This is a genomic window from Sorangium sp. So ce1036 (assembly GCF_051369805.1).
GTDB classification, from domain to species: Bacteria; Myxococcota_A; Polyangia; order Polyangiales; family Polyangiaceae; genus Sorangium; species Sorangium cellulosum_F.
In genome coordinates this window covers 5,810,637-5,822,400 of record NZ_JBBMOX010000001.1, presented here as the reverse complement: position 1 = coordinate 5,822,400, position 11,764 = coordinate 5,810,637, and the positions used below count along the sequence as shown (strand labels likewise).

Sequence of the window (11,764 nt, the reverse complement as noted above, 5' to 3'; positions counted from 1 at the left end):
GCGCGGCTATCTCGGCGGTGCCGATCGCGTGTGGCGGAAGATGGTGCCGTCCTCGCCGACGACGAAGGAGGTCCTGCCGTCTCCCCACGCAGCGCGGAGGTCACGATCTGTCATGGAGTTGAGCTCGAGCCAGGCGATGTCGTCGGCGCCGCCGTCGCAGGTCTCCCCGCGCGCCGAATCGACGATGCCGTTGCCGCAGTCCTCATCGGACTGGCAGTCGGCGCTGCATCCGTCGCCGCTCTGCACGTTCCCGTCGTCGCAGACCTCACCGTCCTCGATGACCTCGTTACCACACTTGTTGATGTGGCCGGGGGCGAGACACAGGTGTCGGCCTTCGCCGCTCGGGACGCATGCATAGCCGATCGGGCAGAAGCCATCGACGCCATCGCACCTTTTTCCGGCCTGAAGGCACGAACCCATCGTGGCGATCAGCATCACGACAAACACCAGCGCCGCGGCGTGACGAGGCGGCCACCCACCCCGCCGAGAGCCCAAGACACCTCCGAGCCACCGCATGCCCGATCTCCGTATCAACGCTCGCATCCTCTCCTCACTGTCCTCTCGTCCAGCGGCACGGCAGCTCGCTCCGCGAATCGCAGAGACGCTGTCGGCGCACAGCACGCCAGGGTACGCCCGGACCCATGCTCCTGGGAAGCCTGAGCGGACCCGTCCCCAGGACGGCCGCACAGCGAGAGCCCCTCGCACCTGACGAGGGCGAATTCGAGCGAGAGTCCAGCTTCATTGGGAGAGCTCGGCCGCCCGCGCACGGGCGGCGCGCCCTGCCATCGGGGGATGGAGGCGGCCCCGACCCGGCCGCAGCGCGCCAGCGCAGGGTCGGCCGACGGGGGGCAGCCGTCGCTGCCGTGTCGGGGGGGGCAGTCGTGGCTGCGGCGTCGGGCCTCAGTCGCCGCCGTAGCCGCCGCTGCCGTAAGGACGGGTGAGGATCTCCAGGTAGTGCCCGTCCGGATCGGCGAAGTACACGCCGCGCCCGCCGTCGCGGCGGTTGATCTCGCCGGGGCGTCGCGCCATGGGATCCGCCCAGTACTGCATCTGGCGCTGGCGGATCCGGCCGAAGATCTCGTCGAACTCGGCCTCGCTGACCAGAAATGCGAAGTGCCGGGACTCGATGGTTTCGGTCGTGTCCATGAAGTCGAGCGTGACGTCGTTGTCGAGCCGCACGGCCATGAACGGCCCGAACGGCACCGGCGCCGAGAGGCCCAGGATCTCGGCCAGGAACGTGGCAGACACCTGCTTGTCCCGCGCCGCGACGATCGTGTGGTTGAGACGCACCGCCATGGTTACCCTCCCTTCCGGCGAGCCCTGATCTGCCCGCCTGGCCGCCCGGTCCAGCTCATCGCTCCCGCCGCCGGCGCGGTGTCATGATTCATCTCGATATCGCGATTCACCTCGATGCCCTCCCTCCGGATCCATTCCTGCCGAGCGAGCCGTTGCACGAGGTCCGCGGCGCGTGCTCGGCGGACGGGAGAAGGCTGCCATGGAGGACGCGGGCGGGCAACGACGCCCGCGTCGCGGAGCTCGCCGTGCGCCCCCCGCGATCCCGGAGCGCGGGGAGGCCCGGAGCGCGGGGAGGAGCGGGCGTGCTCGCGAGGGCTCGCGACGACGGCGGCGCCGGCGCGACAGGCCAGCGCGGCGGGACGGGGAGGGGGCCAGCTCGTCCGCGTCGCGGCGCGATCAATCGATGACCACGTCCACGACCGCGGTGGGCAGCGCGAAGGGCACCGTGACGGTCCACGGGTCGGACGCGATCCCGGTGCTCTCGTCGAAGCCGAGCGCGAACGTGGTCTCCAGCTCGTGCGTCCCGCCCTCGACGACATGAGAGCGCCCGCAGGTCGTGTAGGAAAACGCGGGATCACTCCAGCACTCCGCGACGATGGGGACGACCTCGGTGGCGCGCTGATCCCACTCGAGCTCCGCCGTCGCGCCCGGGGCCAGCTCGACGTAGACCGGCGCGCAGCCCGGCAAGCCCGGCTCTCCCGCGAGCAGCCCTCCGCACATGGGCAGCACGCCGAACAGGTCCTCGCCGTCGACGCTCCAGCCGTCGCCACCACAGTTGTTCCAGGTCGGATGCTCGCCCCATGCCGGGTAGTAAATGGGGACATCGCGCTCGTTCTTGATCACGATCTTCACCGGCGCACACGGCGCGTCGTCCTCCATCGGCGCGCAGGCATCGACGTCACCTGGCTGCGAGCCCGTGTCGTCGCCCCCACCGCCGGTCTCCCCGTCGCCGTTTTCCCCTGTGTCGACGGTGCACGCCGACAGCAAGAGACCCGTGATCATGGCAATCGTCGCACGATGAATCAAACCAGAATGCCGGTCCATGGTGGCCCTCCTCTCGAAGGAAACGCGCCGCACGCCGGACGCCCCCTGCCCATGACAGGTGCATCCGGGCCGAGGCCGCGCATCGCGCGGCCGCGCTGGAGCGGCTGCGTGCGTGCGGGCACGTCTCGCGCGACGATGGAGCATCACGCGTGCCATGCCCCGGATCGCGAGTCGCAGGCCGTCGCCTCGCCGGGCCTGCGCCGCACCGAGCCGCGGCCGTTGCCGCGGATTCGCCGCGCCGCGCGCGGGTCGTCCGCGTCCTCGCCCCCACGCCCCGGTCCCGCCCACACCCGCGACGCGCACGGAATGCGTGGCCAGTGATGGGGCAAAGTTGCAGTGCCGTTCTGTGACCTGCTGTGCCCGAACGTGCCAATGTCATGTCTCGGGGGCGAGCCAGCCGTGCCAGAGGCGCTGGGCGCGGGGCGGGCTGCCCCTCGGGAGGCGCACGAGGACGTCGAGGACGTCGCCCCGCCCACACCCGCGTGCGGGTCGCGCGTGAGCACGAGATGGACGCCCACGCCCGCGCGCGGGTCGCGCGTGAACACGAGATCGACGCCCGCGCCCGCGCGCGGGTCGCGCGTGGGCACGAGATGGACGCCGCCGACGAATTCCTGCGGATCCCCACGTCACCGACCTTCACCGCCCCGCCTGCGGAGACGGCGGAGGAGACTGCCGGCAAGGGGCGAGACCTGCTCGCTCCCATGACACGAAATCGTCGAATCGCGCTGGCCGGAGGTGCCGTGCACAGCCATGTCATAACGCTGCATCCTGACCGCACGTCATGGCCTGGAGCGTCACTTCGCATGACGCGCTCGGTGTTGGCGCTCGCCTCGTACTTCGGCGGATCCTTGCTTTACACGGTCATTCCGGTGTGCGGATAATCGCGCGGTGCGATCGGCGACCCTCCTCGCAGGACGTTATCTCCTCGAGCGCCGGACCGGCGCGGGGGGGATGGGGGAGGTGTGGAAGGCGCGTGATCAGGCGACGGGCGATGCCGTGGCGGTCAAGGTCCTGCCCGGCGGCGACCCCGAGGGCGCGGCCAGGTTCGTGCGAGAGGGGCAGATCCTCGCGGGCCTCTCGCACCCTGGCGTGGTGCGTTACGTGGCGCACGGCGCGAGCGCCGAGGGCGCCCCGTACCTGGTCATGGAGTGGCTCGACGGCGAGGATCTCGCCGCGCGCCTCGCGCGCGGCCCGCTCACCGTCGACGAGAGCGTGGCCCTCGCCGCCCGCGTCGCGGACGTGCTCGGCCATGCCCACGCGCAGGGGGTGATTCACCGGGATCTGAAGCCGAGCAACCTGTTCTTGCCGGGGGGGCGCCTCGACGCGGTGAAGGTGCTCGACTTCGGCATTGCGCGGCTCGGGCACGCGACGCGAATGACGCGCTCGGGCGTGCTGTTCGGCTCGCCAGGGTACATCGCGCCCGAGCAGGCGCGCAGCGAGGCGGGCGTCGACGCGCGCGCGGACGTGTTCTCCCTGGGCTGCGTGCTCTTCGAGTGCCTGACGGGAGAGCGCGCCTTCGGCGGGCAGCACGCGGTGGCGACCCTGACCAAGGTGCTCTTCGAGGACACGCCGAGCGCGCGGAGCGCGCGGCCCGAGGTGCCGGAGTCGCTCGACGAGCTCGTGCAAAGGATGCTGGCCAAGCAGCGTGAAGAGCGGCCGAGCGACGGCTGGGCGGCCGCCGCGGAGCTGCGCGCGCTCGCGCCGTCGCTCTCGGACGCGCCTTCCGGGTCGAGCCGGTCACCGTCCCTGACAGGCAGCGAGCAGCGCGCGGTGGCGGTGATCCTCGTGAGCGGGGCGGCGCGCCCCGAGCCGGGGTCGCTCGATGGCTCCTCGACCCTGGCGGTGGCCCCCGAGGAGGCGACGATGCTGCGCGAGGCCGAGGCGCTCGGGGGCGCGAGCGAGCGCCTGGCCGACGGGTCGGTGGTGGTGATGCTGGCGGGCGCGGGCCTCCCGACCGATCTCTGCGCGCAGGCGGCGCGGTGCGCGCTCTCGCTGCGCGCGCTCGCCGGAGGGCGCCGCGTCGCGCTGGCCATGGGGCGCGGCGAGCGCCGGGGGCGGTCGTTCGGGCCGGCGATCGACCGCGCGGCGCGGCTCGCGGAGGCCGCGGCGCGCGGCGACGCGCCCCAGGGCGCGGTCGCGATCGACGAGGTGGTCGCGGGGCTCCTGGACGCGCGCTTCGAGGTGCAGGAAAAGGAGGGGTCCTTCTCGCTGCACGGAGAGCGGGCGCTCGCCAGGGGAGCGCGGCTGCTCCTCGGCAAGGCGACGCCCTGCGTGGGCCGCGATCGCGAGCTCGGCACGCTGCGGGCGCTGTTCGCCGAGACCGTCGAGGAGGGCACGGCGCAGGCGGCGCTCATCGTGGCGCCGCCCGGCGTGGGCAAGTCGCGGCTGGCGCAGGAGTTCGTGCAGGAGCTCAGGGGGTGCGGCGAGGACGTGGCGATCTGGACCGCGCGCGGCGAGGCGCCGCGGGCGGGGTCGCCGCTCGGGATGCTCGGGCAAGCCTTGAGGAGCGCGTGCGGGATCCGCGAGGGCGAGCCGCTCTCGGTCCGGCAGGAGCGGCTCGTGGCGCAGGTGGCCACGTGGCTCGCGCCGGGCGAGCGGCAGCGCGTCACGGCGTTCCTGGGCGAGGTCGTGGGCGCGCCGTTCCCGTACGAGGACAACCCGCTGATCGAGGCCGCGCGGCGCGACGCGCGGCTCATGGCGGACCAGGTGCGCGCGGCGTTCCTCGACTTCGTGGCGGCGGTCTGCGCGAGGAAGCCGGTGCTCGTGGTGCTGGAGGACCTGCACTGGGGAGACAAGGGCACGGTGCAGCTCCTCGACGCGGCGCTGCGCCACCTGAGAGAGCGCCCGTTCTTCGTGCTGGCCGTGGCGCGGCCCGAGGTGCGCGACGTCTTCCCGAAGCTGTGGGACGAGCGCCGGCTGTACGCGATGCGGCTCAACGAGCTGAGCCGGCGCGCGGGCGAGCGGCTCGCGCGGCACGTGCTGGGCGAGCGCGCGGACGCCGAGGTCATCGCGCGGATCGTGCGCCTGTCCGAGGGGAACGCGTTCTATCTGGAGGAGCTGATCCGCTGGACGGCCGAGGGCCACGGCTCGGACATGCCGGAGACGGTCGTCGCCATGGTTGCGTCGCGGCTCGCGGCGCTCGACGAGGCGTCGCGGCGGCTGCTGCGCGCGGCGAGCGTGTTCGGCGAGGTGTGCTGGGCCGGGGGCGTCGCGGCGCTGCTGGGCGGCGGGGCGCGCCGGGGCGGGGTGATGGCCGGGCTCGCGGCGCTGGTGGAGCGCGAGATCCTGGTCCGGCGCTGCGAGAGCCGCTTTCCGGGCGAAGAGGAGCTCGCGTTCCGGCACGCGCTCCTGCGCGAGGGCGCCTATGCGATGCTGACCGAGGGCGACCGGACGCTCGGCCATCGGCTCGCGGGCGAGTGGCTCGAGGCGCGGGGCGAGCAGGACGCGCGGGCGCTCGCGGAGCACTTCGAGAAGGGCGGGAGCGAGCCGGCCGCGGCGAGGCATTCCCTGCGGGCGGCGCAGCAGGCGAGCTGGGGCGGCAACGCGGTGGAGGCGGTGCTGCTGGCGCGCCGGGGGCTTTCGCTCAAGGCGCCGGACGAGCTGCGCATCCGGCTGCTCGGCGCGCTCTGCGAGATGGCCATCTGGCAGCTCGACATCGCGCCCTCCCTGCGGCGCGAGGCCGGGGAGCTGATGCGGGCCGCCCCGCGCGGGAGCGCGCCCTGGTCCCAGGGGGTGGCCGCCTGGATCGCGGGGGCGGCCGTGGCGGGGAACGCCGAGGAGATCCTCGCCGTCGCGGGCGAGCTCGAGGACGTGCACGTGGCGCCGGACGCGGCGTACCCGATGACGGTCGCGCTGACCCTGGCCACCATCACCCTCGACATGATGGGGCGCTCTCCGGACTGGGAGGCGCTGCACGCGAAGCTCACGGCGATCGCGCGGGCCGCCGGGAGCCGGAGCGAGATCGTGAGGTGCTTCGACTGCATGGCCCAGGTGGCGCGGGAGCAGCAGCGGGGGGACGCCGCCGGGATGCTGGAGCACGCAAAGAAGGGCCTCGCGCTCGCCCGGCAGTGCGGCCACCGCGGCATGGAGAGCGTCGGGAGCATGATCGTGGCCCTGTGCCTCTGGTGCCTCGGCGCCACGGACGAGGCCGAGCGGATGCTCCAGGCGTTGCCGATGGCGGACGCCGAGCTCACGCTCGTCTCGACGCACCGGCCGTTCATCCTGGCCTGGCTGCGCGCGGATCGCGGCGAGATCGACGAGGCGCGCGTCCTTGCGGCGCACCTCGCCACCTCGGGGCGTGACCGCGGCGTGCCGCTCGACGAGGGCCGGGGCCGCTGGGTCCTCGCGGAGGTGCTCCGGCGCGCGGGCGCGCTGGAGGAAGCGGAGCGGGAGGTCGAGGGCGCCCTCGACCTGCTGAGCCGGTCGTGCATCACCGACGTGCCCGGCGTGCTCGCCACGAAGGCGGCGCTGAAGCTCGCGCAGGGCAAGCCGGTCGAGGCGCTCGCCGCGGCGGAGGACGGCCTCGCGCGTCAGGCCGTGAACGGGCACGACCATTTCTTCCGGGGCGGCGCCTTCCTCCGGCTCGTCCACGTCGAGAGCCTCGTGGCCACGGGGCGCCACGACCGGGCCCGCGCGGCCCTCGCCGACGCCCGGGCCCGCCTGGTCGCGATCGCCGCGAGGATCAGCGAGCCCACTTATCGAACGCGCTTCTTCGAGGGCGTCCCGGAGAACCGCAGGATACTCCGTCTCGCCCGCGAGTGGCTCGGCGAGGAAGGGCCTGTCCGCGCGGCGCGGAGCCGGGGATGAGCCTCCATCACCTCTGCGGTCCTCGCGCTGTCGACCACGCCGATCATCGGCAAGGTCAGCACGCCGTCCCAGACCTGGATGATGGGGGTCGACAGGTCGCGGATGACCTGCTGCTGTCGCTCGATCAGATCCAGCCGGGCTCGGAGCTCCTGCTCCGTGCGCTTCACCTCGGTGATGTCGAGCGTGAAGCCGATGACCCCGCACGCCGCGCCGCGCTCGTCACGGACCGGGCACTGCCCGTCGGATCTCGATCGCGTCTTTCCTCGGGCCGGCGCGAAGTGGAGAGTTGTCTTCGGGCCGCTCCCCAGGGGGAGAGGAGATCCCGGGTCGAGCGCGCCGCACGGTGGAGGTGCCCTCCGATCACGGCGTCTTGATCTCCGGTCGGCACCGGCCCGCCGAGCAGACCGCCGTCATCCCCGGCGGGTACTGGGGCGCGCAGGGAGGGCACGCGCCGAAGTCCTCGGGGCAGACCATGCCTGTGAGATCCGCGCTCTGGTCGAGGGCGACGATGCCTGTTCCATCGCACCCCTCGCAGCAGCCGAGGCCGTCGCGCAGCGCGCAGTCCGCGTCCTCGGCGCACTCCGTGAGCGGCGACTCGCGCACGTCGAGGACGACGCAGCGGCCGCGCTCGCACGTCGCGGTGAAGTACTGGGACGTGCGCTCGGCCTCGGGGACGTCCGGGCAAGGTTCGCAGGCGACGTCGTGGGACTGGTTCGCGATGTCGTAGGCGTCCTTCATGGAGCGGTTGACCGCCACGAACGAGACGGCATGAACAGGGTCGCAATCCATGCAACGGTCCACCGCCGCAAGGACGCAATCGCCCGGGGCCTCGCAGGCATCCATGTCGGGAGTCCCGCCGTGACACGCTTCCTGGCACGCCTCGCGGGTATCGAAGCGGTTCGCGTTGCCCTCGCAGCCACCATAGATGAACGGTTCGCACACGCCGGTCTCCGGGTCGTGCCAGTACGCCCGGATCGCGGCCTTGCAGGGACCGACCTCCTGCGGCAGCGTGCACGCGACGGGCAGTCCGCCGCCGGAGCCGCCGGCGCCGTCAGCGCCGCCGGGGCCGCTGGCGCCGCCGTCAGCGCCGCCGGGGCCGCTGGCGCCGCCGTCAGCGCCGCCAGGGCCGCTGGAGCCGCCGGTGCCGCCCGCGCCGCCAGGGCCGCTGGAGCCGCCCGCGCCGCCAGGGCCGCTGGAGCCGCCCGCGCCGCCAGGGCCGCTGGAGCCGCCCGCGCCGCCGGTGCCGCCGTTGTTCACCGTGATGGTACAGCTCGCGACGAGCAGAAGACTGCCAAGGATCGCTGGACTGAGGGAGATTCGCTGGAGCATGCCGGAATCATAGCAACAGCCGTGCCGTTGTCGTCTGGCCGGCGGGTCGCGAACGGCGCGCAGCGCCGAGCGCGATGGAGCGCGGTGTGCCACGCCGCGCGGCACACCGTGACGACGTCGTCGAGCGCCGTGCCCGGCGCATGGGCTCACTCCTTGATGCTGACGTGCCGCGGCTGCGCCTTCACGCGCGCCATCCACGCCCCGATGCCGGGGTAGCGGGCGAGATCGAACCCGCCCTCGTCGGCGACGTGGGTATAGGCGTAGAGCGCGATGTCGGCGATGCCGTAGCGCTCGCCCACGAAGAAGGAGCGCGCGACGAGGTGCCGCTCCATCACGTCGAGCGCGGCATAGCCTCTCTCCCGCCGCTCGACCAGCTCCTGCTCCTTGCCTTGCGGCACCCCGAAGTAGGCGACCCACGCGCGGACGACGGCGACGTAGGGCTCGTGGCTGTACTGCTCGAAGAACATCCACTGCAGGGCCTCGGCGCGGCCGAGGCGGTCTTCGGGCAGGTACCCGGTGCCCTCGGCGAAGTACCACAGGATCGCGTTCGACTCCGCCAGGTAGCGGCCCGGCTCGAGCTCCACCACGGGGACGCGGCCGTTGGGGTTCTTCGCGAGGAACTCGGGCGTGCGGCTCGCCCTGGCGTGCAGATCGACGGCGACGCGCTCGAGCGGGATGCCGAGGTGCGAGAGCAGGAGGCGCACCTTGTAGCAATTGCCGGAGGGGGCGTACTCGTAGAGCTTGATCATGGCCCCATCGCTCTACCAGGGCGCCCGGTGGGGCGCGAGCGGGGGCGCGCGGCGGAGCGCGAGCCCGCACCTCGCCCTGCGCTTGACGGCGCGCCGGCGCGTCGTACTGCTTGCGGCATGAGCGAGACGCCGGTCGTGCTCGTGCACGGGATCTGGGACTCGGCGGCACGGCTCGACCGCCTGCGGGCGGGGCTCGAGGCGCGGGGCGTCCGGCGGGCGCGGGCGTTCGATCTGGCGCCGAACGACGGGCGCGAGCGCATCGAGCGCCTCGCCGAGCAGCTCGACGGGATCGTGGAGGCGGTGCTCGCGGAGACCTCGGCGCGAGCGCTGGACGTGGTGGGCTTCAGCATGGGGGCGCTGGTGTCGCGCTATTACATCCAGCGGGGCCGGGGGCGCGCGCGGGTGCAGCGGTTCGTGTCGATCTCCGGGCCGCACCAGGGCACGCTGAGCGCGCTGTGGTTGCCGTACGAGGGCGTGCGGCAGATGCGGCCCGGCAGCCCGCTCCTCCGCGACCTCGCCTCGGACACGGACCCGTGGGGGCCGGTCGAGGTCCACGCGCTCTACACGCCCTACGACGTCATGATCGTGCCGGCGCGATCGAGTATCCTGCCGGGGGCGCGGACGACGCGCGCGGTGCCCGTGGCGCTGCACCGGTGGATGCTGTCGGACCGCCGGGTGCTCGATGCCGTCGCGGAGATCCTCGCGCGCTGAGCCGCGGCCTCGGAGGTCGCCATGTGCCGGAACATCAAGACGCTGTTCAACTTCGAGCCGCCAGCCACCGAGGAGGAGATCCGCGCGGCGTCGCTGCAGTTCGTGCGCAAGCTGAGCGGCTTCAACGCGCCGTCGCGGGCGAACGAGGCGGCGTTCACGCGCGCGGTGGAGGACGTCGCGGCCGCCGCCCGCGTGCTGATCACGTCGCTGTCCACGACCGCCCCGCCGCGCGATCGCGCGATCGAGGCCGACAAGGCGCGCGAGCGCTCACGCCTCCGCTTCGGCCGCGGCTGATCGCCGTCGCGAGCTAGCCCTTGCCCGCGGCAGCGGACGCCGAGGGCTGCGCCGGCGGCATGATGATGCGGAACTTCCCGCTCAAGTGCAGCAGCGACATCGTGTACAGCATGCCGTCATAGTAGCGCCACTTGCCGGTGGGCGGCTCACGTCGATACAGCTCTTCGATGAAGCGCCAGGCCCGCGGATGGGTGGCCGAAAGGGCAGCGACGGCGTTCATCGACACGAGCCCGAGCGACTCGTGATCGACGAGGGGCTTGCCGTCGAGGCTGAAGTTGGCCCGGTACCCGGGGCCCTGCGCCTCGAAGAACGCGAGGAGTCGATCGCTCAGCTCGATCTCCCGCGGATCCTTCGCCCACCACGCCGCGTCCACCGCCCAGTTCATCGCGGTGCGGAACGCGTCGTAGCGGAAGTTGGCGGTCCCTGCGTCCCAGGAAGCGGCCTTGGGGGTGCCGTCGAAGTTGGCGTAGTCCGGGGCGAGCCCGGTCTTCGGATGGGTCGTCTTGACGAAGAAGTCGCGGCTCACCTTGGCCGCCTCGGCCCAGAACGCGCGATCCGCCTCGGGGCCCCAGGCCGCCCAGAGCTCGTAGAACGCAGGCAGGTGATACGAGGGGTTGGTGTGATCGCCGTTCTTCGAGAAGTTGTCCGAGTCGGGCGTGAACCGCACCATCTTGTGCTCGGTGTTGAAGAGCGAGTGCAAGGTGGTCTTGCGCTTGTCCGCGTTGACCGGCCCGGTGATGGGCTTGCGGTTCTTCATCGCGTCGAGCAGGCTCAGGGCCTCCTTCCGGTAGTCGTAAATCCCCTTGCCGTCTCCCCAGCGATGGGACGCGAACAGTAGCGCCGTGGCGAAATACTCCTCCGCGTCGGGGGCGGGGTTCTCGTCCATGGCCGTGCCGTCCGGGCGCATCTGCCAGGAGAAATAGCCGAAGCCGGGGCGACGCGGATCCGCGTGGTACATGTGGGACTTGGCCCAGTTCCACAGCGCGTCGAAGTCGTCCTTTCGATCGACCTGCACGGCGATCATCATGCCGTACGACATCCCCTCGGAGCGGACGTCGCCATTGCCGATGTCCATGATGTACGCCTTGGGGCCGTTCGCGTTCTTCCCCGCCGCGAACATGACGGCCTCTTCCTTGGGATCGCCATGGAAGAGCTGCGCGTAGGCCTTCGCGATCTTGGCGTCGATCTCGGCGGGCTTGTGCCCCAGCTCGGCGAACAGGTTGCGGTACTCGCCCGTGAAGTACGCTCCCTTGGCAGCGGGCCGGAGCGCTCGATCCTGGGGCGCGGGCTCCGGCGTCGGGGACCCCTGCGCCGCGCTGGTCTGCGTCGCGGTGCCGGCCTGAGGGGCGCCGCTGGCTTGCGCGGCGGCGCTCGCCGGATCGGGGGAGCCGACCTGGGTGCCCTGGTTGCTGGGCGCGCAGGCGAATGCCGCGAGCGCGAGCCATGATGATATGACCGTTACCATTCGTGAGTTCATCGCTGTCCTCGTTGGCGTGATCAAGGGTCTTCTCGATTCGTGCAAGACTGAACCAGGG

General features: G+C 72.4%; 10 protein-coding genes and 1 pseudogene. 4 read left to right on the top strand and 7 right to left on the bottom strand.

Annotation, left to right across the window (positions count from 1 at the left end):
* Positions 1 to 6: 6 nt before the first annotated feature.
* The 3 genes from WMF31_RS21930 to WMF31_RS21920 all read right to left on the bottom strand — a co-directional run bounded on the left by WMF31_RS21930 (position 7) and on the right by WMF31_RS21920 (position 2,298).
* Positions 7 to 435, bottom strand: a complete 429-nt coding sequence (locus tag WMF31_RS21930; RefSeq protein ID WP_436603821.1) for a hypothetical protein — start codon at positions 433 to 435, stop codon at positions 7 to 9.
* A gap of 465 nt (positions 436 to 900) precedes the next feature.
* Positions 901 to 1,296, bottom strand: coding sequence for a VOC family protein (locus WMF31_RS21925; RefSeq protein ID WP_436603820.1), 396 nt, complete (start codon positions 1,294 to 1,296; stop codon positions 901 to 903).
* Positions 1,297 to 1,692: 396 nt separating this feature from the next.
* Positions 1,693 to 2,298, bottom strand: a complete 606-nt coding sequence (locus WMF31_RS21920; protein ID WP_436603819.1) for a hypothetical protein — start codon at positions 2,296 to 2,298, stop codon at positions 1,693 to 1,695.
* 548 nt (positions 2,299 to 2,846) lie between these two features.
* Between WMF31_RS21920 and WMF31_RS21915 the strand changes: the two genes are divergently transcribed.
* Together WMF31_RS21915 and WMF31_RS21910 are read left to right on the top strand one after the other, a co-directional pair.
* Positions 2,847 to 3,221, top strand: coding sequence for a hypothetical protein (locus WMF31_RS21915; RefSeq protein WP_436603818.1), 375 nt, complete (start codon positions 2,847 to 2,849; stop codon positions 3,219 to 3,221).
* 7 nt (positions 3,222 to 3,228) lie between these two features.
* On the top strand, positions 3,229 to 7,146 hold the full coding sequence (locus WMF31_RS21910) for a protein kinase domain-containing protein (RefSeq protein ID WP_436603817.1): 3,918 nt from the start codon (positions 3,229 to 3,231) through the stop codon (positions 7,144 to 7,146).
* 2 nt (positions 7,147 to 7,148) lie between these two features.
* On the opposite strand, the pseudogene WMF31_RS21905 reads toward WMF31_RS21910, so the two are convergent.
* The 3 genes and pseudogenes from WMF31_RS21905 to WMF31_RS21895 all read right to left on the bottom strand — a co-directional run.
* A pseudogene (locus tag WMF31_RS21905) lies at positions 7,149 to 7,376 on the bottom strand (anti-anti-sigma factor); the annotation flags it as partial.
* A 130-nt stretch (positions 7,377 to 7,506) separates the two neighbouring features.
* Positions 7,507 to 8,475: a BPTI/Kunitz domain-containing protein gene (locus WMF31_RS21900; RefSeq protein WP_436603816.1), complete on the bottom strand. Its 969-nt coding sequence runs from the start codon at positions 8,473 to 8,475 to the stop codon at positions 7,507 to 7,509.
* 146 nt (positions 8,476 to 8,621) lie between these two features.
* Positions 8,622 to 9,224 carry a glutathione S-transferase family protein gene (locus WMF31_RS21895; RefSeq protein ID WP_436603815.1) on the bottom strand — a complete coding sequence of 201 codons (603 nt, stop codon included), beginning with the start codon at positions 9,222 to 9,224 and terminating at the stop codon, positions 8,622 to 8,624.
* A gap of 117 nt (positions 9,225 to 9,341) precedes the next feature.
* Here WMF31_RS21895 and WMF31_RS21890 point away from each other — a divergent pair, with 117 nt between their 5' ends.
* Both WMF31_RS21890 and WMF31_RS21885 read left to right on the top strand, forming a co-directional pair.
* The gene (locus WMF31_RS21890; RefSeq protein WP_436603814.1) at positions 9,342 to 9,935 is read left to right on the top strand and encodes an esterase/lipase family protein; all 594 of its coding nucleotides are present in this window, start codon (positions 9,342 to 9,344) and stop codon (positions 9,933 to 9,935) included.
* Between the two features lie 21 nt (positions 9,936 to 9,956).
* Complete coding sequence (locus WMF31_RS21885) at positions 9,957 to 10,229, top strand: DUF2277 domain-containing protein (RefSeq protein ID WP_129347636.1); 273 nt, start codon at positions 9,957 to 9,959, stop codon at positions 10,227 to 10,229.
* Between the two features lie 13 nt (positions 10,230 to 10,242).
* Here WMF31_RS21885 and WMF31_RS21880 read toward each other — a convergent pair whose 3' ends face one another.
* On the bottom strand, positions 10,243 to 11,706 hold the full coding sequence (locus WMF31_RS21880; RefSeq protein ID WP_436603813.1) for a glycosyl hydrolase family 8: 1,464 nt from the start codon (positions 11,704 to 11,706) through the stop codon (positions 10,243 to 10,245).
* Positions 11,707 to 11,764: the final 58 nt, after the last annotated feature.

Bases quoted from the DNA above. Each gene is read 5' to 3' on its own strand.
- WMF31_RS21895 (WP_436603815.1), bottom strand. From the start codon at position 9,224: ATGATCAAGCTCTACGAGTACGCCCCCTCCGGCAATTGCTACAAGGTG.
- WMF31_RS21920 (WP_436603819.1), bottom strand. From the start codon at position 2,298: ATGATCACGGGTCTCTTGCTGTCGGCGTGCACCGTCGACACAGGGGAA.
- WMF31_RS21880 (WP_436603813.1), bottom strand. From the start codon at position 11,706: ATGAACTCACGAATGGTAACGGTCATATCATCATGGCTCGCGCTCGCG.
- WMF31_RS21890 (WP_436603814.1), top strand. From the start codon at position 9,342: ATGAGCGAGACGCCGGTCGTGCTCGTGCACGGGATCTGGGACTCGGCG.
- WMF31_RS21885 (WP_129347636.1), top strand. From the start codon at position 9,957: ATGTGCCGGAACATCAAGACGCTGTTCAACTTCGAGCCGCCAGCCACC.
- WMF31_RS21915 (WP_436603818.1), top strand. From the start codon at position 2,847: ATGGACGCCCACGCCCGCGCGCGGGTCGCGCGTGAACACGAGATCGAC.
- WMF31_RS21900 (WP_436603816.1), bottom strand. From the start codon at position 8,475: ATGCTCCAGCGAATCTCCCTCAGTCCAGCGATCCTTGGCAGTCTTCTG.
- WMF31_RS21930 (WP_436603821.1), bottom strand. From the start codon at position 435: ATGCTGATCGCCACGATGGGTTCGTGCCTTCAGGCCGGAAAAAGGTGC.
- WMF31_RS21925 (WP_436603820.1), bottom strand. From the start codon at position 1,296: ATGGCGGTGCGTCTCAACCACACGATCGTCGCGGCGCGGGACAAGCAG.